A 22,596-nucleotide genomic window follows, 5' to 3' on the forward strand; every position below is an offset into this window, starting at 1 on the left:
CGCCCGCCATGCGCGCCGCGCACGGCAGCCACATCCATCACCCGCCACCCAGGCCGGACCCATCGGCGTCACTGCATGAATCTTCCGCGCATCGTCATCGCCGGGCTTTCCGGCGGCTCGGGCAAGACGCTGGTATCACTCGGCGTGGTGCGTGCCCTTACGCGCTCGGGCCTTGCGGTAAAGCCCTGCAAGAAGGGGCCGGACTACATCGACGCCTGGTGGCTGGCCCTGGCCGCCGGGCACCCCGCTACCAACCTGGACCCCTATTTTCTCGGCGCGGACATGCTGCGGTCGCTGTTCTGGACGCAATGCGGCCTGACGGGCAAGGGCAGCCCTACGGGCGGCGTGCCCGGCCCGTTGGGCATAGCCGATCCGGCTGGCCCGACACATCGTGCAGAACCCGAAGGCTCGCCGGTTCGCTATGACATGGCCGTCATCGAAGGCAACCGGGGGCTGTTCGACGGGCGCGACCTGTCCGGCAGCTGTTCCACGGCGGAACTGGCGCGCATCCTTGGCGCCCCGGTGGTGGTGGTCATGGACTGCACCAAGATGACCCGCACGGCGGCGGCCATCGTGTCCGGCCTGCGCCACTTCGAACAGGGCGTGCACATCGCCGGGGTCATCCTGAACCGCACGGCGGGGCCACGCCACCGCACCGTGCTGCGCGAAACCATCGAGCACTACACCGACGTGCCGGTGCTGGGGGTGCTGCCCAAGATATCCGACAATCCCATCCCCGAACGGCACATGGGCCTCGTTTCCGGCATGGAGCACGCGGAATGCGTGGCCGGGCTGGACAAGGTGGCGGACATCATGGCCGAGCACTTGGACCTGCACCGCCTGCGCCAGGTTGCCTCTGCCGCTCCCACGCCGCAGGGGCCGGTGGCCAATCTGTGGTCGCTGCTGCCAGGCACGGGGGACGCCCATTCACACGGCACCGCCCCCCTCGACACCGGTCGGGATGATGCGGCTCCGGGTGATGCGGCTCCGGATGATGCTGCTCTGGCTGATGCGGCGCAGTGCAATACCGCTTCCCGCGCGACGCCCTCCATCCGCCCGCGCATCGGCTACGTGCACGATGCGGCCCTGTGGTTCTACTACGAGGAAAACCTGCTGGCCCTGCGCCATGCCGGGGCAGACCTGGTGCGCCTTTCGCTGCTTGACGGCGCGGACTGGCCGCAACTGGACGGGCTGTACCTTGGCGGCGGCTTTCCGGAAAACCTTGCCGCCCGGCTGTCCGCCAACCGTCCTGCCCTTGACCGGCTGCGCGCCCTTTCCGAATCCGGCCTGCCCATCTATGCCGAATGCGGCGGGTTCATGGTGCTGGGCCGGTCCATCGTCATGGACGGCACCGAGCACCCCATGGCTGACATCTTTCCCGTGCGCACCGTGTTCCACCCAAAACCCCAGGGGCTCGGCTACGTGGACGCAGCCGCCATACTGGAAAATCCCTTCCACCCCGTGGGGGCGACCTTTCGCGGGCACGAATTCCACTATTCGCGCTGCATGCCCTGCGACGATGGGCGTGACGTCCACGCCATACCCAGCGCCCTGCGCCTGACCGCCCAGTCCGGGCATGTCACCGGCATGGGCGATGGCCGTGATGGCCTGCTGCTCCGCAATACCCTGGCCGCGTACACCCACATCTTCGCGCCCGCCGTGCCCCACTGGGCACCCGCCATGGTCCGGGCAGCGCGCGAACATCGGGCGGCTCGCGCTCCCAGGGCATAACCCCCTCTCCTGACGCCCTCCTCCCAGCCTGTCCTGCTCCGATACCTTCCTGACGGCTTCCTTGCGGCCCACCGGTGCAGCACGTTGCGACACGTGTAAAAGCACTTGCGCTGCGCGATCGCCTGTTTTATTAATCCGCTTATTATTAGCAATCAAACAATACTTGCAGCAATCATATGCCGCCGCATGGATCGGGCATGACCTGCGCCGCGCATGTCGTGCCCGCCGTGTCCGTTCCAGTCCGCTTTTCCACCACTGTTCCTTCCCATTGCATCGGCACTCGCCGGGCCTCCCGTTCATCCTACCCGCAACATGACGCACAACGCGTCCTCAGGAACCGCACATGATCCGCATTCTCTCGCATCGCGCCCACCGTGGCGCCCATCTCGTACCGTCCGCCGCCCTGCTGCTGTGCGCGGCCCTGCTGCTGGGCCTTGCCGTACCGGCCCATGCCGAAGACAAGGATTTCACCGCCACTGTCACCGGACGCTCCGTGGGCGAGGCCGACGTTGACGACGGCGGCTCGGTCTCCGTCACCGAAGCCGGGGCCAGCCTGCGTTACCGCTGGTTCGGCATCGACTACCTGAACCGCCGCTACGACTGGTCGGATACCGCCAGCCTGCCCTTCGGCAACGGTTCCGACCCGTGGGAGCAACTGCACATGCTGCGTCTGCGTGCCGACATTTCCGACCAGTTGGGCTTTGGCGGCCTTGGCTGGTTCGCCGGGGCAGGCCTGACCGCCGGGTGGGAAGAGGAAATGGACGACGCCTGGGGCATTTCCGGCTCGGCCGGGCTTACCTGGGCCGTGGGTGACGTGCGTTTGCGCGGCGGGGTAGCGGCCTCGCTGCACCCAGTAGGCACGCGCCTGCTGCCCGTTGCCGCCGCCGACTGGGGCAACCAGCGCGACATGGGCTTTTCGGCCACGGTGGGCATTCCGGAAACCATGCTGCGCTACCGCACCTCCGACATGTTCTCCTTTCGCGCGGGTGGCCGGATGGACGGCGACACCTATCGCCTGGCCGACGACAGCCCCGTGCAGCGGGAGGGCTACGTGAAAACCTCGTCCCTGACGCTGGGCGGCTACATCGACATCACCCCGCTGGACGACCTCACCCTGACAGTGGGCGCGGAATACCTGACCCGCCGGGAAATGACCATGTACGACAGCGACGGGGACGAACGGCGCACCTACGACCTGGACGACGCCCCGGCCCTGTTCCTGCGCCTGCGCTACGGCTTCTAGGACTGCATTCTTCACCTGCGGCGGCCCCGCTGGCTTGACGGCGCACGGGGCCGCCGCATAGCAAAGGGAAGCATCCGGACACTTTCATAACGGGAGCGCCATGCCCAAACCGCCCTTCTACCCCTATGACGCCCCCCTTCCCGGCGCGCGCACTTCGCACCGGTTCCTGTTTCTGCTCACGGAGCTGAACCGGGCCTGGCGGATGCGCCTGGACCAGCGACTGAAGCCGCTCGGCCTTTCCCTGGCCACCGGGGGGGTGCTGTGGTCGCTGGCCGCGCGCAGCACGCTGACGCAAATCCAGTTGGCCCGGCACATCGGCATCGAGGGGTCATCCCTTGTCCGCCAGGTGGACAAACTGGAAGCCGAGGGACTTGTCCGACGCGTCCGGAACCCGGAAGACCGTCGCGCCAACCTGCTGGAGCTGACGGAAGCCGGGGAGCCGCTGGCCCGGCGCGTCATTGCCGAGGGCGTTGCCGTGCGCGACGAACTGTTCGAGGGCATCCCCGACGCCGACCTGGAGACCACCCTGCGCACCCTGCACCTGTTGCGCACGCGACTGCCGGACTGACAAGCACGGCACGCCTGTGCACTGGGGGTCTGCCCGCAGGATCGGCCCACTGGCATCCGGCCCTGGCGACCCGCCGCACGCCGCCCGCCAAACCCGACCGGCGCGCCGCCCCGCATGCTTCGGCGTGCCACCTTCCAGCACTGGTTTCCACGGGGCTGCATCTGTCCCGACTGGCATATGCAGGCCTGACCGAGTTGTTCAACCAGCCTCGCCGTGCTACGCAGGCCAGACCATCCGCGACCAGTTCGAGGCCACTCCGCCATGTCCACCGCCACTCCCGTTCCCGGCGGCCCTTCGCCGCACCCGTTCCGTCCCGCACGCACCGCCCTGGCCGCGCTCGTCGAGTTGGCGCGTTCGCCCCGCCACGTCATCGCCCTCGCCTGCGCGGCGGCGGGTGCGCTGCTGGCCTTCCATCCCCCGACGGCACTGCCGCCCGAAGCCGCCAGGCCCGTGGGACTGGCCGTGGGCGCCATCGGGCTGTGGGTCACCGCCGCCCTTCCCGAATACCTCACCGCCCTGCTGTTCTTCCTGCTGGCCGTGCTGCTGCACGCGGCACCGGCGGCCACGGTATTCTCCGGGTTCCACTCGGCCACCTTCTGGCTGGTCTTCGGCGGGCTGTGCATGGGCGCCGCCATGCACTACACCGGACTTGGCGCACGCATGGCGCGGGGGCTGCTGGCCCGAACGGGAACGGGCTATGCCGCGCTGGTCTGCGGGCTGGTGGCCGTGGGCGTGCTGCTGTCGTTCGTCATGCCCTCGTCCATGGGGCGCATCGCCCTGCTCATGCCGCTGGCGGTGTCCCTTGCCGGTGCGGCGGGCCATGGGCCGGGCAGCGCACAGCGCACCGGCATCGTGCTGGCCGCCCTGTTCGGCGCGTTGCAACCGGCCTTCGCCATACTGCCCGCCAACGTCCCCAACATGATTCTTGCGGGCAGCGCGGAAAACCTGTTCGGACACACCCTTACCTACGGGCGCTACCTGTTGCTGCACTTTCCGGTGCTGGGCCTGCTGAAGGCCGTGATTATCGCGGGCGTGGTGTTGTGGTTGTACCCGGCACCCGCCGCCGAAAATGCAGGCGACATGACGGAGGGGGCGGCAGGAACGGCGGATGCGACGAACACGGAGGATGCGGGCCGGATACCCGGCGCTGCGTCCTCCGCCACCGGCGCCAACCTCGCGACGACTGCGGCCAGTCCGGTAATTCCCCCCAGTCCGGCGACCCCGCCCAGTCAGGTGACCCCGCCCAGTCAGGCGGAACGGCGGCTGATGGTGGTGCTGGCCGTGGCCGTGGGATTGTGGGCCACCGACGCGCTGCACCACGTCTCGCCCGCGTGGGTCAGCCTGGGGGCCGCCGTGCTCTGCCTGTGGCCGCCGCTGGGCCTTACCGGCAAGCAGGCCATCAGCAAGGACATGAGCATGGCCCCGCTGCTGTTCGTGGCGGGCATCATGGGGCTGGGCGCGGTGGTGGCGGCGTCCGGCGCGGGCAACCTGCTGGTGCGCACCCTGCTTGCGGCCCTGCCCCTGGTTCCGGGCGAATCCGTGCGCAATTTCACCGTGCTCACCGTGTACGCCATGGTCACGGGACTGCTCACCACCCTGCCGGGCATCCCCGCAGTGCTCACCCCACTGGCGGGCGATCTGGCCGCCGCCTCCGGCTTCAGCCTGGAGGCCGTGCTGATGACCCAGGTCGTGGCCGTATCATCCATGTTCCTGCCCTACCAGTCGCCGCCGCTGGTGGTGGCCATGCAACTGGGCAACGTTTCCTCCGGCCACATGACCCGCACCTGCCTGCTGCTGGCCGCCATCAACATCGTGGTGCTGCTGCCGCTGGACTACCTGTGGTGGCATCTGCTGGGTGTGCTTTGATGACGGGCCTGCCCTGAGCGGTCCGACAGGATTCCGAACGCACCCGGGCCATTCCAGCGGGCGCCGCCACCCGCACGCCAGCCCCACCGCGCACCCTCCGGCCACGCCCCGCAAGCCTGCCCGCAACGCGTCCCCCCCCCCGTCACCCCGAAAAAACAGCGACACCGCCCCCCAGCCGGGGAGCGGCGTCGAAAACCCTTGCGGCCTGAGGCCGGGCAGGTGCGCGCGGGCGCGCTATTCGTCGTTCAGTTCGGCGCGGAACTTGCGCGACAGACGGAACACCACGACCTTGCGCGGGGGCAGGGTGATGGTTTCGTCGGTCTGCGGGTTGCGCCCCTTGCGGGCCTTCTTGTCATAGGCCTCGAACTTGCCGAATCCGCTTATGAGCAGGGCATGATCCTTCTTGATCGCCTGCTTCATGATGCCGAGAAGCGACTCGACAACGCCTTTCACTTCGGCGCGGTTCCTGTCGGTCTTTTCATAGATGGCATCGACGATTTCCGCCTTGGTCAGGGTCTTGCCGCTCATACTGTCCTCCGGGCCGGTGCTTCCGGCTACTCCATGCGTTCCCTGATGGCCTTCGCGAGCGCCTGCATCTCGTCGATGCTGCCGTACTGTCCCTGCGCCCACAGTTCGTGGCCGTCGCCGGGAAAGCGGGGCACCAGATGCCAATGGACGTGGAACACCACCTGTCCCGCCGTCGCGAAGTTGTTTTGGAATATGTTCAGCCCTTCCGCTCCGGTGGCCTCCATGACGGCGCGGCCAACGCGCTGCTGGGCGGCTATGATGTGCTCGCCGAGCCGCGCGGGCATGTCCAGCACCGTGCGGTGATGTTCCTTGGGAACGATCAGCGCATGGCCCCGGTTGACGGGTCCGATGTCCAGAAAGGAAAGCACGTGATCGTCGGCGTAGATCTGCGCGCAGGGAATTTCGCCACGCACTATCCTGCAGAAAATGCAATCGGACTGGGACATGGATTCTCCGTCACATGGAACACTTTGAAATCATTCAGCCACGCGTACCGGCGCGCAGCATTGGGCATGTAACTAGTTATATACACAGTCAAAGACGCGACCGCAAGTAAAATCTTGCAAGATTATGCCGGGTTGCCACGCCTTGCGGCACAAGGGCTTCCGTGCCATCGTCCCTGTCGGAGGGGGGCTGCGGACCATGTCCAACCCCCTTGCATGAAAGGGGTCATGCGCCCGCCGACCTTTGCGCCCCGCTTTCCGCCCCGCAAGAAGGGGGCCGCACGGCGCAACGGAAGCCCGCCGCAAGGCGGGACGAACGCCCGGAAACCATCAACCTGGTTCCGATAGTAACACATCAGCAACACAAGGCAATCATGTCGGCGTTGATTTTTCCGGTCCCCAGGGCTCTTTGCGGCGGTCGCGAACTCGCCCGCGACATGCCAGACGGGCCAGACGGGCCAAGCGGGCTCAACGGACCAGGCGGGCTCAACGGACCAGGCGCGATGGGCCGATCAGAAGCATCGGACCAACCAGAAGTATCGGGCCGACCAGAAGCATCGAAAGGTCCGACGCATGGTCACGATGCGACCGATGCGCCTGCCGCACCACCGCGCAAGCGGCCACGCATCCTGCCGGTCTTCCTTCCCTTTGCCGGATGCCCCACCCGCTGCGTGTTCTGTGCGCAAGACGTGCAGACAGGCCAGCGCGGCGGAACCGACAGCGTAGCCCGCGCCCTGGCCCTGGCCGAAGCGCGGCTGGAACAGGAAGCGCGCCGACAACGGGAAACGCCCATGGCGGGCAACGGGCCCGGATCGGACGCTCTGCCCGGATCGGACGATATGCCCGCCCCGAACGCCGGTCGCGGCACACCCGCGCAGGACGGTTCCCCGCCGCCGCTGGAAATCGCCTTTTACGGCGGCACGTTCACCCTGCTGCCCGAAGCGGAGCGCACCGCCTGCCTGGAACTTGCCGCCCGCTGGCGGCAACGCGGGGTGGTCTGCCGGGTGCGCTGCTCCACCCGACCGGACGCGGTGACGGAACGCAGCCTTGCCGACGTGCGCGCGGCGGGCATGGACTGCGTGGAACTGGGAATACAGAGCTTTGACGACGCGGCCCTGGCCGCTGCCAGCCGGGGCTACGCCGGGTCGGTGGCCCGCGCCGCGTGCGCCATGGTGGCCGGGGCCGGGCTGGAACTGGGGGTGCAATTGATGCCCGGCATGCCGGGGGTGACGCCCGAGGTGTTCCGCGCCGACGTGCGCACCGCCCTGCTGCCCGATACCGCCGGGGCACGCCCCCTTGCCTCCTTCCTGCGCTTCTACCCCTGCCTTGTGCTGCGCGGCACGCCGCTGGCGGAACGCTGGCGGGCCGGAAGCTATGTTCCGTGGTCGCTGGACACCACGGTGGACGCCCTGGCCGACGGGCTGCTGGCCGCATGGGCGCGCGAGGTGGCCGTAGTGCGCATGGGCCTTTCGCCCGAAGACGGACTGGACGACGCGGTGCTGGCAGGTCCGGTGCATCCCGCGCTGGGCCAGTTGGCCAAGGGCGAGGCCCTGCGCCGCCACGTGGCCGCGCATCTTGCCCGTCTGCCTGGGCCGCCGGTACGCTTCGGCGTGCCGCGCCGCCTGCGCGGGCTGCTGTGGGGCCACGCCAACGGGCTGGTGGACGCCTACGCGGCCATGGGCATCACCCGCGCAATGGTCCACTGGCGCGACGACGACACCTTCACCCTGGAATGACGACGGCGATCGCCCCGCACTCCGGGACGACCGCCGCCGCAAAATCTTTCATTGCCCCACCGTCACCAATGGATGGGAGCCTCTCCCCGTTCTTCCAGCCAGGCATTGACCCGCGAAAAGTGGGCGCACCCGAAGAACCCGCGCGAGGCCGAGAGCGGCGAGGGATGCGCCGCCGTCAGCACCAGATGCGCCGGATGGGTCACCAGTCCGGCGAACCCGTGGGCGGGCCTGCCCCAGAGCAGAAAGGCGCACGGTTGCGAACGCGCGCCCAGCGCGGCCACGATGCCCCGTGTCACTGCCTCCCAGCCGAGGCCCGCATGGCTGTTGGGCTGCCCTTCCTCCACGGTGAGCACCGTGTTCAGCAGCAGCACGCCCTGCGCGGCCCAGCGTGACAGGTTGCCGGAAGGGACGGCGGGGGGCGGGGGCACGTCGGCGAACGGCGTCAGCAGCGGTGCGGCGTCCGGATTGCCGCCAGTCGGGACGCCAGTCATGCCGCCAGCCACCCCTGTCCCGGTACCCGCCCGCGTGCCGCAATCGGCGGCCACTTCCTTGAAGATGTTGCGCAACGAGCGCGGCAGAGGCACCCCGTCGGCAACGGAAAAGGCCAGGCCGTGGGCCTGCCCCGGCCCGTGGTAGGGATCCTGCCCCAGGATGACCACCCGCACGGCGTCCCACGGCGTGGTGCGCAAGGCCCTGAACACGTCGGCGCGGGCGGGGTACACGGTGCGCCCCTGCGCACGGAGTGTTTCGGCCATGGCCAGCGCTTCCAGATGTTTTCCGGCGGCCAGTTCCGCCACGTGGTCCAGCCAGCCGGTGGATGCCAGCGGGTCCGGTCCGGCCAGTACGGCGGGATCGGGCCCGGCCAGTACGGCGGGATCGGGCCCGGCCAGTACGGCGGCATCGGAAATGACGGATGCACGAGGCGAGGCGGAACGTGCGGGGGCGCCAGGCGCACGGGCAGACGCGCCTTTGGGCTTCCTTCCGGGCGTGGCGGCTGTGCCCGCCATGGTGGCCGCGGCAGTGGCGGCCCCATCCGCCTTGCGCGGCCTGCCGCGCCGCCGGGGCATAGCCTGCGGCTGTTCGCCGTTCACGGACGGGGATGCCGCATCAGACGAAGGTACGGCACTGGCCGCAGCCGCCCGTGCTTCTGCCCCTTCCCCCGGTCCGCGCGCCGGGCCGTCCACCAGAATCCTGCGACGGGCCATCTACAGCGCCGCCACCCAGTGCTGGATGCGGTCGAAGGACTCGGTCAGTTCCGCCTCGTCCATGCCGAACGAAAGCCGCAAATGACGTTCGCCCGTGGGGCCGAACGAGCCGCCGGGCACGGTGATTACCCGCGCCTCTTCCAGCATGCGCCGGGCCACGGCCATGGAGTCGGCATCGGTGAAGGTGTAGCGGGCCATGGCGTAGAACGCGCCGCGCGGCGGCACGTAGGTGAAGTGCGGGGCCAACGCATCGAGGCGACGGCAGGTCAGGTCGCGCCGGGCGGTCAGGGCCGCGCGCATGGTGTCCACGCAGTCCTGCGGGCCGGTCAGCGCCGCCAGTGCCGCGTGCTGCGACACGGTGGGCGCGCACACCGCCGTGGCGTCGTGCACCTTCAGCAGTTCCGCCATCCACGCGGCGTCGGCGGCCACGTAGCCCACCCGCCAGCCCGTCAGGGCGTACTTCTTGGAAAAGGAGTTCACGGTGATCACGTGGCGGCGCAGTTCGGGCTGGGCCACCGGACAAAAGCGGGCCGCGTCCGACCGTTCGCCGTACACCATGTAGTCGTAGGTGTCGTCCACGATGAGCACCAGATCGCGCTCCAGCGCAAGGTCGCACAGGGCGCGCACGTCGGCGTCGTCGTACACCCCGCCGGTGGGGTTGCCGGGGCTGCACACGATGATGGCCCGGGTGCGCGGGGTGACGGCGGCGCGCACCGCGTCCACGTCCAGCCCCCAGTCCGCCGCGCGCAGGGGCACGTGCACGGGCACGCCCTCGGCCATCAGCACCTGTTCGGCGTGCGAGGCATAGCCCGGAGAGGGGATGATGACCTCGTCGCCGCGCTCCACCACGGTGAGCATGATCATCACCAGCGCTTCCATGGCCCCCACGGTGACGCCGATTTCCGTCTCCGGATCGAAGCGCGCGCCCTTGCGGGCCAGGATGTCCGCCGCAATGGCCTCGCGCAGGGCAGGCATGCCGGGCTGCAGGCTGTAGCGCCCGGCCGTGGGGTCGTCGCGCAGGGCGCGGTACACGGCCTCCACGATGTGGTCCGGAGTACGGAACGAAGGCACTCCCTGCCCCAGCGACACGCAGCCGCCCACCTTGGCGGCCAGCATGGGCATGAGCTTGGTGGCGGAAATGCGGATATTGCGCACGCGCTCGGCAACGCGCAGGGAAGATTCCGAAGAAACGCTGTCGGACATGGTTCGGCTCCGGTGACCAAGAGAGGTCGGCAGAAAGGGGCGGAGGTGGAGAAATGGCCGCGCGGGTGGGCAAGCTCCGCTCCGTACGCGGGCACCCGGTGGCACGGTGCGTCGGCCAGCCTTGGGCTATACCCGCCCGCGCCGCGCTCCGCAACGCACGGGGACGGCGGAATCGCCGTCAGCGTGCGCCCAACTCGTGAAGCCTGCCCGCAAGATTGGGCCCATCGCAAGCGGATGGCAGTGTTCCTGTGGGGCAACGCACACGGACACCCGTCAGCATCGAACCGCGCCCTTGCATCGGCCTGCGCCTGGTGGCACCCTGACGGCATGGCAACATGAACGGTTGCAGCCCGCCCGCCATCCCGCGAGGACCGCATGAAGTACACCTGCACCATTGAACACCTGCCCGGTTCCCGCCCGTTGGAGGTTCCGCCCCGACCACCGCGCCATATGGCCAGGCACGGGGCTGGCTACGACACCGGATTCGGCATGAACGCCGCGCCGGATGCCAGCAGTTACGCCGACTACGGCCAGCGCCCGGTGCCTGCATCCGGCCTGCCCCTGCCGGTGCGCGACCGCATCGTGCTGGATGCGGCCCCCGGTGAAGTGCCGTGGCACATTGCGCTGAAATTTCTGGGGTATCTGCTGTACCGGGAATGGGAGCCGCGCGTGGAGGAAGGCGTGGGCTGGCACTACAAGCCGGACCTGGTCTCGCTGGACGCGGCGGGAAACATCCGGCTGTGGCTGGACTGCGGGAACATCGCGGCGCGCAAGACCGACCGGGTGGCGGCCAAGCTGGGCGAGTACACGCCCTTCCGCATCCTGCGCCGGACGGAGAAGGACGCCCGGCAACTGGCGACCACTCTTGAAGGCAAGGTGCGCCACCCGCAACGGGTGCGCCTGATAGCCTTTGACGCGGGATTCGTGGACGCCATCGCGGCGGGGCTGGACAGCACCAACCGCATCAAGGCCCTGCGTGGGTCTGACCGGCTGGACCTGACCTTCGAGACGCGGCAGGACCGGGTGGAACTGCACAGCCTGTTGCACGTGCTGGAACTGAAGGGGTAGCGAAGAGACCGATGGATAGCGCGGGACGGAGACGATAAAGACCATTCCCAGTGGCACACGCCACAGCGTATCGGCCCCCCAATTAAAAAGTTTGGAAGGCGGGGGAGGGTTCGGGAGGGGGAGGAAACTTTAGCTCTGCTGTCGCCATCCGTAAGGCTCGAAGACTCGCCTAACGGCTGCCGCTCAAAAGTTTCCTCCCCCTCCCGATTCTCTTCATTCCTGCTCTTTCTTCTCTACCCGAACACCTTGCCGGGGTTCATGATGCCCTTGGGGTCGAACACCTGGCGAATGCCCTGTTGCAGGCGGATGGAGGCGGGGGAGAGTTCCAGGGGCAGCAGGTGCTTCTTGGCTTCGCCAATGCCGTGCTCGCCGGAAATGGTGCCGCCAAGTTCCAGCACCTTGCCCACCAGGGCCACGATGCCCTGCTCCACCACGTCGCGGGTATCGCGGGTGGGGGCGGTGACGTTGAGGTGGATGTTGCCGTCGCCCGCGTGGCCGAAGGCGAAGATCTCCATGCCGTAGCGCTGCTCGAACTCCGGCAGCGCGGCCACCAGATCGGCGATGGCCCCAAGGGGCACGGCCACGTCCTCGGACATGTACAGGGCGGCATAGTCGTGGATGCGCAGCGACACCTGACGGCGCGCACCCCACACGCGGGCGCGGGTTTCCTCGTCGGCGGCGGGCAGCACGTGGGTGGCGCCCTGCTGACGGCAGATGGCGGCCACAAGATCAAGCTCGGGCACGATCTGCTCGCGGGGGCCGTCCAGTTCGATGATCAGCAGCGAGGGCTTGTCGCCGGGCACGGGGATGGGCAGCAGTTCGCCCAGCAGGCGGATGCAGCGGTGGTCCAGGAATTCGATGGCCGAGGGCAGGTGACCGCCCCCCAGCACGGCGGCCACGCCGCGCATGGCGGCGGCCATGTCGGGGAAGGCCACGGCCATGCTCACGGTGGCGGGCGGCAGGGGCACCAGCTTCAGGGTCAGCGCGGTGATGACCCCCAGCGTGCCTTCCGAGCCGCACAGCAGGTGGGCCATGTCGTAGCCCACCACGCCCTTGCGGGTGCGCACTCCGGCGCGCAGCAGTTCGCCATCGGGCAGCACGGCCTCCACGCCCAGCACGTAGTCACGGGTGACGCCGTACTTGACGCAGGCAGGGCCGCCCGCGTTGGTGGCCACGTTGCCGCCGATGGTGGAACGGTCCATGCCCGCCGGGTCCGGCGGATAGAACAGGCCCTGTTCGGCGGCAGCATCGCGCACATGCTGCGAGATGACGCCCGCCTCCACTTCGGCCACCAGGTTGCGAGGGTCGATGGCGCGGATGCGGTTCATACGCTCCAGCGACAGCACCACCCCGCCGCGCACGGCAAGGCAGCCGCCAGCAAGGCCGGTGCCGCCGCCACGCGGAATGACCGGGATGCCATGGGCACTGGCGCAACGCAGCAGCGCCTGCACCTGCTGCACGGTTTCCGGCAGCACCACCAGGTCAGCGGAGGCGCGCAGTTCCGAGGCATCGCGGTCGTAGGGTTGGCCGGGGGCGTGCAACACGGCGGCTTCGCCCACGGCAGCCACGATGGCGGCGCGGTGGTGGTCGGTGAGCACGAAACGGGGGGAGGAATCGGAGGTCGGGGGCAGATTGCGGTCAGGCATGTCGGCACGCTGGTCCGGTCGCGCGGCAGGCGGCGTGCGCCCCGGCCCCCTTCCGCGGGGTCACGCCGGACGGAATCGACGGGCGGAATCTGCGGACGGAACCGGCGCGCCACGCGCTACTGGCGCGGGCGACCGAACCCGGGAATGTGGAAGCGCTCCTCCACCTTGTGGAGCAGCCACGAAGCCACGGTGACAAGGAACAGGTAGTACGCGCCCACCACCAGGAACACCTCGGTGAACCGGAAGGTGCGGGACGCGAGCACCTTGGCCTCGCCCGTGAGCTCGATGCACGTGATCACGTAGGCGAGGGACGAGTACTTGATGAGATAGACGATCTCGTTGCCGCAGCCGGGCAACGCGCGCCGCACGGCCTGGGGCACCACGATGGACACGAGCGTCTGCATGGTGCTGAAACCCAGCGCCTGGGCCGCGCTGAGCTGCCCCTGACGGATGGAGAGCAGCGCGCCGCGCACGTATTCCGAATTGTAGGCCGCGCTGCACAGGATGAAACCCAGCACCGACGCCGCGTACGGTTCGAGGTAGATGCCGATGTTGGGCAGGCCGAAATAGAGGATGAACAGCTGCACCAGCAGCGGCACCCCCCGGAAAAGGGCGGTGTAGGCGTTGGCAACGCGCTGCATCCAAGGCTTGCCGAACACCCGCACGATCCCGATGATCACCCCGAACAGCAGGCCGAACACGGCGGAAGGCACGATGAGCTTCACGCTCATCCACAGCCCGGCGTTCAACTGGGGGAACACCCGGTCGACGAGAAAATCGACGTCGAACACTAGCTGCACTCCTCGCACAGGTCGGTCAGGCGGCTGCAGAAATCGGCGGTGCGGGTGCCGGAGCCGGGGGCCAGCAGTTCCGCCGGAGACCCGCGTTCGATGATCCGGCCCTGCTCCATGAACAGGATTTCGTGGGCCAGGGCGCGGGTAAAGTCCATCTGGTGCGAGGCCATGACCATGGTCATGCCGCCGCGGGCAAGGTCACGGATGACCGCCAGCACTTCGCCCACCAGTTCGGGGTCAAGGGCAGAGGTGGGCTCGTCCAGCAGCATGACCTTGGGGTCCATGGCCAGGGCGCGGGCAATGGCCACGCGCTGCTTCTGGCCGCCGGAAAGCTGGGCCGGGTACAGGGTGGCACGGTTGGCCAGGCCCACCCGTTCCAGTTCGGCCATGGCCCGTTCGGCGGCGGCCTTGCGGCTCATGCCGCGCACCTTGCGCAAGGCGATGGACACGTTGTTCAGCGCGTCCAGATGGTCGAACAGGTTGAAATCCTGAAAGATCATCCCCACCTGCTGGCGAAAGGCGTAGAGTTCGGACCTGCGCGCCGCATCCACCAGCCGACCTTCCAGACGGATGTGCCCCTCGTCCGGCGGAATGAGATAGTTGATACACTGCAAGAGCGTGCTCTTGCCCGCGCCGGAAGGGCCGATGAGCACCTTCAGTTCGCCCTTGTCCACATCCATGGAAATGTCGGACAGGATGCGCTTGCCGCCAAGGGTCTTGCCGATGTTCTCGAGGCGCAGGATGGGAGTGCCGGACGTGGTGACGCTTTCGGGCGTGGCCATGGGGATATCCTTATAACGGTCCGTGGCTGGCATAGCCCGGAATGTGCAGCTTGTGTTCGAGACGGCGCAACACCTTGAGCCCGATCAGGGTGATGACGAAGTAGAGCGCGCCCGCCGTCATGTACAACGGCAGGTGCTCGTAGGTGCGCGAGGCCACGAAGTGGGTGCGGGCCATGATCTCGGGCGTGCCGAGCACGAAGGCCAGCGCGGAATCCTTGAGCAGGATGGAGTATTCGTTGGACCAGCCGGGAATGGACAGGCGCAGGGCCTGCGGCAGGACGATGGAGCGGATGGCGGTGCCGTCGCTCATGCCCAGGGCGCGCGCGGCGCGCAACTGCCCCTGCGGCAAGGACAGGATGGCCCCCCGGAATATCTGCGACTGGTAGGCGGCGCTGGTCATGCCCAGCACCAGGCACGAGGCGGTGAAGGCCGAAAGGTTCAGCCCGATGAGCTGGAACAGCCCGAAATAGAACAGCAGCAGCAGCACCAGGATGGGCATGCCCCGGAAGAACCAGACGTAGAACCCCACGACGTAGCGCACGGGCCATGCCCCGTACACCTGGGCCACGGACATGGGCACGCCGAGCAGAAGGCCCAGCGACATGGCCCCGAACACGGTGGCGACGGTGACGAGGCTGCCTTCCAGAATGTACGGCAGGGCCTCTATGATGGTGGTAATGCTTTCAAGCATGAATCCGGGCCGCGCGGCCCCCCCTTTTTTTGCTGTTGCGCGCCGGGGCGCAACGGGTTGCATACCCAAAAAAGGTCCGGAAGGCGACAGGAGATTTCCCGCGCCCTCCGGACGGACATGCCCTGGCTTGCCGTGACCGCCCATGGCTGGTCATGGCCGGGCCGGACGCGGCAGCGCCCGGCGCCCCAGGCCGGATTACTTCTTGGCCAGGTGCTTCTGCTTCAGCTGTTCCCAGTAGGGGTCGGCCATGAGCAGCTTGTAGCCGTCGTTGATCAGCTTCAGCAGTTCGGCGTCTTCCTTGCGGGTGGCCACGCCGAAGTCTTCGGGGTCGCCGTACAGACCCACGACCTGGATGGCCTTGCCCTTGGCGGCGGCGTCGTCGGCGGGCAGGTTGTCCATGGTGGCGGCTTCGATGCGGCCGTTCAGCACGTCCTCGATGGCCAGCGGGGCGGAATCGTAGAAGCGCAGGTCATAGCCGTAGCCCTTGGCTTCCTTGTCCTTCTGCAGGGCTTCGGCCTCGGAGGTGCCGCGCTGCACGCCCAGCTTCACCTTGCCCTTCAGGATCTGGTCGGCGTTGAGGGTGGAGCCCTTCTTGGCGATGAAGACCTGCTTCACGTTCCAGTAGGGGTTCGAGAAGTTGACCTTCTGGCGGCGTTCTTCGGTGATGGACATGCCGGAGCAGACCATGTCGATCTTCTTGGCCAGCAGGTTGGGGATGATGCCGTCCCAGTCCATGGGCTGGTGGGTGACCTTGAAGCCCATCTTCTTGGCGATCCAGTTCATGGAATCCACGTCGAAGCCGGCAGGCTTGCCGCTTTTGTCCACGTAGGCGAAGGGGGGGTAGTTGGCGTCGATGCCGTTGATGTAGGTCTTTTCGGCAAAGGCCACGCCGCCAAGCGCCAGGACCAGGGCCAGGGCCGCCACAAGGGTGGTCATTCTGAACATGCTTGTGCTTCCTCTCGTTCGTTGAACCGTTGCTTCACCACGCCCACGCGCGGGGCCCGTCCCCGACACGCAACCCGGGCACGCATACCCGGCCACGCATACCGCCATGCGAACATGCCGGAAAAGCTAAATTTCTTCATTTCGCTACCAGAAACGGACTACCCGCGCAAGCGCCCCCCGCGTGATTTTGACAATTGCGTCGTCACTTGCCTTGCCGCGAGGGGCAAAGTCTGCCAAACTCGCCCCCAGCGCCCAGTCGCGCCCGGACCTCGCTGTCCGGCGCGGGCGGCGCCATTACCCCCAAACGAGGTCGGACATGAAGAAATCCCTGGGTGCGCGCACCCTTGCCTATCCCACTCCGCTCTTTCTCGTGGGCACCTACGACCGCGATTCCCGCCCCAACATCATGGCGGCGGCGTGGGCGGGCATCTGCTGCTCGCAGCCGCCGAGCATCGCCGTTTCGTTGCGCAAGGCCACCTATACCTACCGCTCCATCACCGAACGCGGGGCGTTCACCATCTCCATCCCCTCGCGCGTCTATGTGCGCCATGCGGATTACGCGGGCATCTATTCCGGCGAGAACGAGGACAAATTCGCCTCGCTGGGCCTCACCCCCGTGCCGGGTGAACACGTGGACGCGCCCTATGTGGGCGAATTTCCCATGGCCATCGAACTGAAGCTGATCCACCAGATAGAGATCGGCCTGCACACGCAGTTCATCGGCGAGATCATGGACGTGAAGGTGGACGAATCCTGCCTGCGCGACGACGGCCTGCCCGACATCAACAAGGTGGACCCGGTGGTGTTTGCCCCGGTTTCGCGCGAATACTACGCCGTGGGCGAGTTTCTTGCCAAGGCGTTCTCCGCGGGCAAGGGGCTGCGTTCCTGAGCACCGGGCAATGTTGCACTGCGCGGTGCCGCACCGGTTGCAGCGCCGCGCACTTTTCCTGTATAGAAACACTTTGTTGCAAGACCTCCGTGCGCCGCACGGACAACGGAACGACATTCAGAACAAACCGGCCCGGCCCGGATGCCCCCGGATGTCCCCCCCCCGGATATCTATGACACTCTGCTCGGTCCAGGCCGCGCCCTGGCGTACCACCCTGCTGCTGGCGCTGGCGGATACCGCCGTCATCATCTGCGTCACGCTGACGGCGGCCCTGCTGCGCGACCTTGCGGGCAGCGGCATCCAATGGGAGTTCTACCCGCGACTGCTGCCCTTCCTGCTGCTGCTGCCGGTGTTCAACGCGGTGTTCGGGCTGTATTCGGGCATAACCCTGCCTCCCCCACAGGAGCTGAAAAAGCTCACCCTTGGCGCCGCCATGGCCTTTCTGTGCGCCGGTTCGTTCACCTTCTTCGCCAGAGGGGGTGAACGCTATTCGCGTGTGGCCTTCCTGCTGGCGTGGCTGGGATGCACCGTGGCCCTGCCGCTGTGCCGCCACTGGCTGCGCACCCGCCTTGCCCGTCACGCATGGTGGGGAACACCGGTCGTGATCCTGGGCGGCGGCGCCCCCGCCCGGGAAGTGGTGCACACCCTGCGCGAGCGCCCTCTGCTGGGCCTGCGCCCCGTGGCCTGTGTGCCGCCGGATGGCGATCCGGCCCTATCCGCGGAAGAGTGCGGCCTTGGCTGCTGCGCCTGCGACGATGAGGCAGTACGCCTGTACCCCCACGCCTATGCCTTGCTGCTGCTCGACAGCTACGCCGAAGGAGAGGCGCGCCACCGCATCGTCGAGGCCACGGCGCGGTTCCGCAACGTGCTGATCATGCCCCCTTCTCCACGGGAGGGGCACGCCTGTGGGTCAGCGCCATGGACATCGGCGGGCTGCTGGGCCTGCTGGTGCGCCAGAACCTGCTGGACGCCAACCGGGTGCGCCTGAAGCGGGCCATAGACCTGCTGCTCACGCTGGGCACCGCCGTACTGGTCCTGCCGCTGATCCTGGCCATTGCCGTATGGATACGCATGGACAGCAAGGGGGCGCCCCTCTTCACCCAGCGCCGCATCGGCCAGAATGGCCGCGAGATGCATATCCTGAAGTTCCGCACCATGGTCCAGGACGCCGAATGCGTGCTGCACGACTGCCTGGCGACAAATCCCGAATTGAACGCCGAATGGGAACGGGACCAGAAGCTGAAGTGCGACCCCCGGATAACCCGGGCAGGGGCCTTCCTGCGCAAGACCAGCCTGGACGAGTTGCCGCAATTGTGGAACGTGCTGCGAGGCGAGATGAGCCTTGTGGGCCCGCGCCCCATCGTGCAGGACGAGGTGGCCAAGTACGGCGAGGTGTTCGATCTGTACACCCGCGTCAAGCCGGGCATCACCGGGCTGTGGCAGGTTTCCGGTCGCAACGACGTCAGTTACCAGCAGCGTGTGGAAATGGACCGCTACTACATCTGCAACTGGTCGGTGTGGTTCGACATCTGGATTCTGGCCAAGACCGTGCCGGTGGTATTGCAGCGCAACGGGGCGTACTAGGCCGCCCCCCCTCGCGGAAAACTTCGCTGAAACATGCCGCACTGCAGGAAGGCCGGGAGGATGCTCCCGGCCTTCCTGCAGTGCGGCGGATACGCACCCCGCGCAGCAACGCGCGCAGGGCACGGCCTCACCGTCCGCGTCCCGGCGGCTGCATCGTTCCCGGCCCCGCCATTTCGCGCAGGGACTCGTCCACCACCGCGCCGAACTCCGCCCGGAACCGTTCCTCGCCAAAATTCCGGGCATGCGCGGCGATGCGCAACGGATCGAACCGCTGCTCCTCACGCTCGAAGCGATCCATCGCGGCCATCAGTGCATCCACGCTCTGCTCACTGAAGAACATCCCCGTCTCGCCGTCCACCACCGTCTCCAGCGCCCCCCCCCGCCCATAGGCGATGACCGGACGCCCGGCGGCCATGGCCTCTACCGGGACCATGCCGAAATCCTCCTCTCCCGGAAACAGCAGCGCACGGCTCTGAGCATACATGGTGCTCATGGCGGCAGTGTCCAACCGCCCCACGAAACGTACCGTGGGTCCGGCCATGGCCTCCAGTGCACGACGCATTTCCCCCTCGCCCGCTACCACCAGCGGACGGTTGGTGGCGGTGCAGGCGCGCACGGCAAGGTCCACCCGCTTGTAGCCCACGAGTTGCCCAAGACACAGATAGGGTGACCCCGCCGCTGGGCGCGAAGGCTCGGCTGGCGCAAAGGGGTCCACATCGACAGGCGGGGTCACGACGACCGCGTCACGCCGCCAGTGCTTGCGGATGCGCGCCGCCACCGTGCGCGAATTGGCCACGCAACGGTCCACCCGCATGGCCGACACGGCGTCCCACATGCGCAGGTAATGGAACCACGGGCGCATCATGCCCCGCATGAACCATCCCGCCTCATCCAGGTAATCCTGATAGAAGTCCCACAGGTAGCGCATGGGGCTGTGGCAGTAGCAGACATGGAGGGTATCCGCGCGGGTCAGCACCCCTTTGGCCGGCCCGGATTCACTGGAAATGACCAGATCGTAGGCGCGCAGGTCCAACTGTTCCAGCGCCAGGGGCATGAGCGGCAGGTATTTCTTGTAATGCCGCACCGCGCCGGGCAGGCGCCCGATGAACGTGGTGCGGATGTCGTGCGCCAGCAATTCACGCGAAAGGCGGCTGCGATCGACCACGTGGGTGAACACGTCGGCCTGCGGATACATGCGGCACAGCGCCTCGACCACCTTTTCGCCGCCGCGCATGCCCACGAGCCAGTAATGGACGATGGCTACCTTCATCCCGCCTCCGTCAGCGTGCCGCCATTGCCTGAATGTTCCATGACCATGGCCTTGTAGCGCGTCCGACAGGGGAGCGTCCAGCACGGGCTGTGCCGGAGCCCGCGCCGCAGGCCCCTGCCCCGCGTGCCACGCGAAACGCCCCGCCGATACACACCGGCGGGGCGTCGTCATGCGTGCTTCCGACCATTCCGGCCGGGGCTATTTCTTCACCGTGGGCGCCACCCCGTGCTTGTCGGCCAGCAGGCGCACGGCGTGTTCGATGGCCCGGTCCACGTTCTCGAACACGTTCTCGCGGCCGATCATGTCCAGGGTGCCGAAGCGCTGCATCATGTTGCGGGCGGCTGGCCGCACGCCGGACAGCAGCAGCACGGTGCCCCGGCGACGGCAGGTGCGGTAGAACGCCTCCAGCGCGTTGGCCCCGGTGGAGTCCACGGTGGTGGCCTTGCGCATGCGCAGGATGAACACCTCCGGCTGCTTCTGCAACGCCTGCGACACGCTCTGGAAGCGGTCGGCCACGCCAAAGAAGAACGGCCCGTCTATCTCGTACACCTGCACCCCGTCGGGCACGGCCAGTTCCGCCGTCTCGCGCCCCTGGATCACCGGCTTGTCGTCGATGGCGCAGGAGCAGATGGCGGTCACCTCGCTCATGCGGCGCATGAACAGCAGCGAGGCCAGCACCACGCCCACGTATACCGCCACGGTCAGGTCGATGACCACGGTCAGCACGAAGGTCAGGCACATCACCACCACATCGGACTTGGGCGCGCGCAGCAGGCGCAGGAACTTGTGCAGTTCGCTCATGTCCCACGAAACCATGATCAGCACGGCGGCCAGGCTGGCCAGCGGGATGAACGAGGCCAGCGGCGCAAGGAACAGCACGAAGGCCACCAGCACCGCCGCGTGCACCATGCCCGCCACCGGGGTCTGCCCGCCGGAACGGATGTTGGTGACCGTGCGTGCGATGGCTCCGGTGGCCGGAATGCCGCCGAACAGCACCGAGGCGATGTTGGCCGCGCCCTGGGCGGTCAGTTCGACGTTGGAGTTGTGCTTGTCGCCGGTCATGCCGTCGGCCACCACGCACGAGAGCAGCGATTCGATGCCCGCCAGCAGGGCGATGGTCATGGCGTCGGGCAACAGTTCGCGCACGCGGGCAAAGGTGAACGTGGGCCAGACGAAGCTGGGCAGTTCACGCGGAATGCCGCCGAACCGGCTGCCGATGGTTTCCACCTGCAACCCCAGCGCCCACACGGCAAGGGAAGCCACCGCAACCCCCACCACCGGGGCGGGAATGCGCGGGATGAACCGCCGCGTGGCCAGGATGCACGCCAGCGCCAGCCCGGCCACGCACAGCGTGGGCGTGTTGATGGTGCCCAGGTGTTCCGCGTAGGCCATCCACTTGTCGAAGAATTCAGGAGGTACGACCTCCATCTGCAGGCCGAAGAAGTCCTTCATCTGCGACGAGAAGATCAGCACGGCAATGCCCGCCGTGAACCCGGTGGTGACCGGGTAGGGAATGTACTTGATCAGCGCGCCGATGCGGCACAGGCCGAAGATCAGCAGCATGGCCCCGGCCAGCAGGGTGGTGATGACCAGGCCGTCGTACCCGTGCCGATAGATGACGTTGTAGATGATGATCACGAAGGCGCCGGTGGGCCCGCCGATCTGGTAGCGGCTGCCGCCCAGCAGCGAAATGAGGAACCCGGCCACGATGGCGGTGAACAGCCCGCGTTCCGGGGTGGTGCCCGAGGCAATGGCGAAGGCCATGGCCAGCGGCAGGGCCACCACGCCCACGGTCAGGCCCGCCAGCAGGTCGCGGATGAATTTCTGCGTCGAATACCCGGCGCGCAGTTCCGTGATGGTGCGCGGCAGAAAGGATGTCGCGCTGTCGCCCATGTTGTCTGTACCAGCCATTGCCGCTCCCTTGCTTGCGCGCGCCGGGGTGGTGCATGCGCCCCAGGCACCGGTGGCGCCGTCATTCACGAACCGGATGCGGCAGCCCACCGCGTCCGGCCTGATCAAGAGTGCGCCACGCCCCGATTGACGCGCGTACTCACTCGCAAAAACTGCCTACGTTCCGCCGGTCATGCCGCACGATGCCTTGTCCCGACGGGATCGCAGGTCAGCAGGGGTGCGCGCCGCAAACTGCGGCGGTGCTGCCATTTTCAGCAGTAAGTAAAACATGCACCCCAAAGCCCGGTCCATTACTCCCGGTGCGCGGCATTGGCAAGCAGCCAGTTATATATTTTAATTTCAGCATATTGAAATGTGTTATATAAGACTGTGCGCCCGCACGATACACACCACCGCACCAAAGGCGGCAGGGAACGGGCACCGTGCCCCGATATTTGCGGGAACCGTTGAGCGGGGCGCGCATGGCGCGAAGGCCTGGCAGGACGGATGCCTG

General features: G+C 67.5%; 20 protein-coding genes. 9 read left to right on the forward strand and 11 right to left on the reverse strand.

The window, feature by feature from the left end; genetic code table 11:
• Nucleotides 1–75: 75 nt before the first annotated feature.
• From DESTE_RS08445 to DESTE_RS08460, 4 genes are all read left to right on the forward strand, one after another.
• Nucleotides 76–1,731, forward strand: a complete 1,656-nt coding sequence (locus DESTE_RS08445) for a cobyrinic acid a,c-diamide synthase CobB (RefSeq protein ID WP_035066855.1) — start codon at nucleotides 76–78, stop codon at nucleotides 1,729–1,731.
• Between the two features lie 343 nt (nucleotides 1,732–2,074).
• On the forward strand, nucleotides 2,075–2,974 hold the full coding sequence (locus DESTE_RS08450; protein ID WP_051384391.1) for a hypothetical protein: 900 nt from the start codon (nucleotides 2,075–2,077) through the stop codon (nucleotides 2,972–2,974).
• A gap of 100 nt (nucleotides 2,975–3,074) precedes the next feature.
• Complete coding sequence (locus DESTE_RS08455) at nucleotides 3,075–3,542, forward strand: MarR family winged helix-turn-helix transcriptional regulator (protein WP_051384392.1); 468 nt, start codon at nucleotides 3,075–3,077, stop codon at nucleotides 3,540–3,542.
• 261 nt (nucleotides 3,543–3,803) lie between these two features.
• A complete protein-coding gene (locus DESTE_RS08460) occupies nucleotides 3,804–5,408 on the forward strand; it encodes an SLC13 family permease (protein ID WP_051384393.1) in 1,605 nt (534 codons plus the stop codon).
• Nucleotides 5,409–5,642: 234 nt separating this feature from the next.
• On the opposite strand, the gene DESTE_RS08465 is transcribed toward DESTE_RS08460, so the two are convergent.
• Both DESTE_RS08465 and DESTE_RS08470 read right to left on the reverse strand, forming a co-directional pair.
• Nucleotides 5,643–5,936 (reverse strand): integration host factor subunit alpha, encoded by a 294-nt coding sequence (locus tag DESTE_RS08465; RefSeq protein WP_007524232.1) that lies wholly within the window; start codon nucleotides 5,934–5,936, stop codon nucleotides 5,643–5,645.
• 26 nt (nucleotides 5,937–5,962) lie between these two features.
• Nucleotides 5,963–6,382 (reverse strand): HIT family protein, encoded by a 420-nt coding sequence (locus DESTE_RS08470; protein ID WP_012612687.1) that lies wholly within the window; start codon nucleotides 6,380–6,382, stop codon nucleotides 5,963–5,965.
• Nucleotides 6,383–7,050: 668 nt separating this feature from the next.
• Here DESTE_RS08470 and DESTE_RS08475 point away from each other — a divergent pair.
• On the forward strand, nucleotides 7,051–8,115 hold the full coding sequence (locus DESTE_RS08475) for a radical SAM protein (protein WP_245590783.1): 1,065 nt from the start codon (nucleotides 7,051–7,053) through the stop codon (nucleotides 8,113–8,115).
• 62 nt (nucleotides 8,116–8,177) lie between these two features.
• Here the strand turns inward: DESTE_RS08475 and DESTE_RS08480 are convergent, their stop codons facing one another.
• Nucleotides 8,178–9,320: a uracil-DNA glycosylase gene (locus tag DESTE_RS08480; protein WP_245590784.1), complete on the reverse strand. Its 1,143-nt coding sequence runs from the start codon at nucleotides 9,318–9,320 to the stop codon at nucleotides 8,178–8,180.
• Complete coding sequence (locus DESTE_RS08485; protein ID WP_035066857.1) at nucleotides 9,321–10,523, reverse strand: pyridoxal phosphate-dependent aminotransferase; 1,203 nt, start codon at nucleotides 10,521–10,523, stop codon at nucleotides 9,321–9,323.
• A 375-nt stretch (nucleotides 10,524–10,898) separates the two neighbouring features.
• On the opposite strand from DESTE_RS08485, the gene DESTE_RS08490 reads away from it, so the two are divergent.
• Nucleotides 10,899–11,591, forward strand: a complete 693-nt coding sequence (locus tag DESTE_RS08490; protein WP_035066859.1) for a YaeQ family protein — start codon at nucleotides 10,899–10,901, stop codon at nucleotides 11,589–11,591.
• 233 nt (nucleotides 11,592–11,824) lie between these two features.
• Here DESTE_RS08490 and DESTE_RS08495 read toward each other — a convergent pair whose 3' ends face one another.
• From DESTE_RS08495 to DESTE_RS08515, 5 genes are all read right to left on the reverse strand, one after another.
• Nucleotides 11,825–13,237, reverse strand: coding sequence for an FAD-binding oxidoreductase (locus DESTE_RS08495; protein WP_035066861.1), 1,413 nt, complete (start codon nucleotides 13,235–13,237; stop codon nucleotides 11,825–11,827).
• 116 nt (nucleotides 13,238–13,353) lie between these two features.
• Nucleotides 13,354–14,028, reverse strand: coding sequence for an amino acid ABC transporter permease (locus DESTE_RS08500; RefSeq protein WP_035066863.1), 675 nt, complete (start codon nucleotides 14,026–14,028; stop codon nucleotides 13,354–13,356).
• On the reverse strand, nucleotides 14,028–14,813 hold the full coding sequence (locus DESTE_RS08505) for an amino acid ABC transporter ATP-binding protein (protein WP_035066866.1): 786 nt from the start codon (nucleotides 14,811–14,813) through the stop codon (nucleotides 14,028–14,030). Before DESTE_RS08505 ends, DESTE_RS08500 begins: the two co-directional genes overlap by 1 nt.
• Nucleotides 14,814–14,823: 10 nt before the next feature.
• Entirely contained in the window at nucleotides 14,824–15,504 is a 681-nt protein-coding gene (locus DESTE_RS08510) for an amino acid ABC transporter permease (RefSeq protein WP_035066869.1), read from the reverse strand.
• Nucleotides 15,505–15,699: 195 nt separating this feature from the next.
• Nucleotides 15,700–16,449, reverse strand: a complete 750-nt coding sequence (locus DESTE_RS08515; protein ID WP_035066872.1) for an ABC transporter substrate-binding protein — start codon at nucleotides 16,447–16,449, stop codon at nucleotides 15,700–15,702.
• A 316-nt stretch (nucleotides 16,450–16,765) separates the two neighbouring features.
• Between DESTE_RS08515 and DESTE_RS08520 the strand changes: the two genes are divergently transcribed.
• From DESTE_RS08520 to DESTE_RS18390, 3 genes are all read left to right on the forward strand, one after another.
• On the forward strand, nucleotides 16,766–17,338 hold the full coding sequence (locus DESTE_RS08520; RefSeq protein ID WP_035066875.1) for a flavin reductase family protein: 573 nt from the start codon (nucleotides 16,766–16,768) through the stop codon (nucleotides 17,336–17,338).
• Nucleotides 17,339–17,510: 172 nt separating this feature from the next.
• Nucleotides 17,511–18,326: a nucleoside-diphosphate sugar epimerase/dehydratase gene (locus DESTE_RS18385; protein ID WP_035066878.1), complete on the forward strand. Its 816-nt coding sequence runs from the start codon at nucleotides 17,511–17,513 to the stop codon at nucleotides 18,324–18,326.
• Nucleotides 18,257–18,922 carry an exopolysaccharide biosynthesis polyprenyl glycosylphosphotransferase gene (locus DESTE_RS18390; protein WP_245590785.1) on the forward strand — a complete coding sequence of 222 codons (666 nt, stop codon included), beginning with the start codon at nucleotides 18,257–18,259 and terminating at the stop codon, nucleotides 18,920–18,922. The genes DESTE_RS18385 and DESTE_RS18390 overlap by 70 nt, the downstream gene beginning before the upstream one ends.
• Before the next feature lie 127 nt (nucleotides 18,923–19,049).
• Here DESTE_RS18390 and DESTE_RS08535 read toward each other — a convergent pair whose 3' ends face one another.
• Both DESTE_RS08535 and DESTE_RS08540 read right to left on the reverse strand, forming a co-directional pair.
• Complete coding sequence (locus tag DESTE_RS08535; RefSeq protein ID WP_051384394.1) at nucleotides 19,050–20,192, reverse strand: glycosyltransferase; 1,143 nt, start codon at nucleotides 20,190–20,192, stop codon at nucleotides 19,050–19,052.
• A 198-nt stretch (nucleotides 20,193–20,390) separates the two neighbouring features.
• The gene (locus tag DESTE_RS08540; protein WP_198015346.1) at nucleotides 20,391–22,103 is read right to left on the reverse strand and encodes a SulP family inorganic anion transporter; all 1,713 of its coding nucleotides are present in this window, start codon (nucleotides 22,101–22,103) and stop codon (nucleotides 20,391–20,393) included.
• Between the last annotated feature and the right edge of the window lie 493 nt (nucleotides 22,104–22,596).

It is taken from the genome of Nitratidesulfovibrio termitidis HI1, from assembly GCF_000504305.1.
Taxonomy (GTDB): Bacteria; Desulfobacterota; Desulfovibrionia; order Desulfovibrionales; family Desulfovibrionaceae; genus Cupidesulfovibrio; species Cupidesulfovibrio termitidis.

Bases quoted from the DNA above. Each gene is read 5' to 3' on its own strand.
- DESTE_RS08510 (WP_035066869.1), bottom strand. From the start codon at position 15,504: ATGCTTGAAAGCATTACCACCATCATAGAGGCCCTGCCGTACATTCTG.
- DESTE_RS08535 (WP_051384394.1), bottom strand. From the start codon at position 20,192: ATGAAGGTAGCCATCGTCCATTACTGGCTCGTGGGCATGCGCGGCGGC.
- DESTE_RS08495 (WP_035066861.1), bottom strand. From the start codon at position 13,237: ATGCCTGACCGCAATCTGCCCCCGACCTCCGATTCCTCCCCCCGTTTC.
- DESTE_RS08485 (WP_035066857.1), bottom strand. From the start codon at position 10,523: ATGTCCGACAGCGTTTCTTCGGAATCTTCCCTGCGCGTTGCCGAGCGC.
- DESTE_RS08445 (WP_035066855.1), top strand. From the start codon at position 76: ATGAATCTTCCGCGCATCGTCATCGCCGGGCTTTCCGGCGGCTCGGGC.
- DESTE_RS08540 (WP_198015346.1), bottom strand. From the start codon at position 22,103: ATGGCTGGTACAGACAACATGGGCGACAGCGCGACATCCTTTCTGCCG.
- DESTE_RS08465 (WP_007524232.1), bottom strand. From the start codon at position 5,936: ATGAGCGGCAAGACCCTGACCAAGGCGGAAATCGTCGATGCCATCTAT.
- DESTE_RS08460 (WP_051384393.1), top strand. From the start codon at position 3,804: ATGTCCACCGCCACTCCCGTTCCCGGCGGCCCTTCGCCGCACCCGTTC.
- DESTE_RS18390 (WP_245590785.1), top strand. From the start codon at position 18,257: ATGGACATCGGCGGGCTGCTGGGCCTGCTGGTGCGCCAGAACCTGCTG.
- DESTE_RS18385 (WP_035066878.1), top strand. From the start codon at position 17,511: ATGACACTCTGCTCGGTCCAGGCCGCGCCCTGGCGTACCACCCTGCTG.
- DESTE_RS08505 (WP_035066866.1), bottom strand. From the start codon at position 14,813: ATGGCCACGCCCGAAAGCGTCACCACGTCCGGCACTCCCATCCTGCGC.
- DESTE_RS08515 (WP_035066872.1), bottom strand. From the start codon at position 16,449: ATGTTCAGAATGACCACCCTTGTGGCGGCCCTGGCCCTGGTCCTGGCG.
- DESTE_RS08490 (WP_035066859.1), top strand. From the start codon at position 10,899: ATGAAGTACACCTGCACCATTGAACACCTGCCCGGTTCCCGCCCGTTG.
- DESTE_RS08450 (WP_051384391.1), top strand. From the start codon at position 2,075: ATGATCCGCATTCTCTCGCATCGCGCCCACCGTGGCGCCCATCTCGTA.
- DESTE_RS08470 (WP_012612687.1), bottom strand. From the start codon at position 6,382: ATGTCCCAGTCCGATTGCATTTTCTGCAGGATAGTGCGTGGCGAAATT.
- DESTE_RS08455 (WP_051384392.1), top strand. From the start codon at position 3,075: ATGCCCAAACCGCCCTTCTACCCCTATGACGCCCCCCTTCCCGGCGCG.
- DESTE_RS08520 (WP_035066875.1), top strand. From the start codon at position 16,766: ATGAAGAAATCCCTGGGTGCGCGCACCCTTGCCTATCCCACTCCGCTC.
- DESTE_RS08480 (WP_245590784.1), bottom strand. From the start codon at position 9,320: ATGGCCCGTCGCAGGATTCTGGTGGACGGCCCGGCGCGCGGACCGGGG.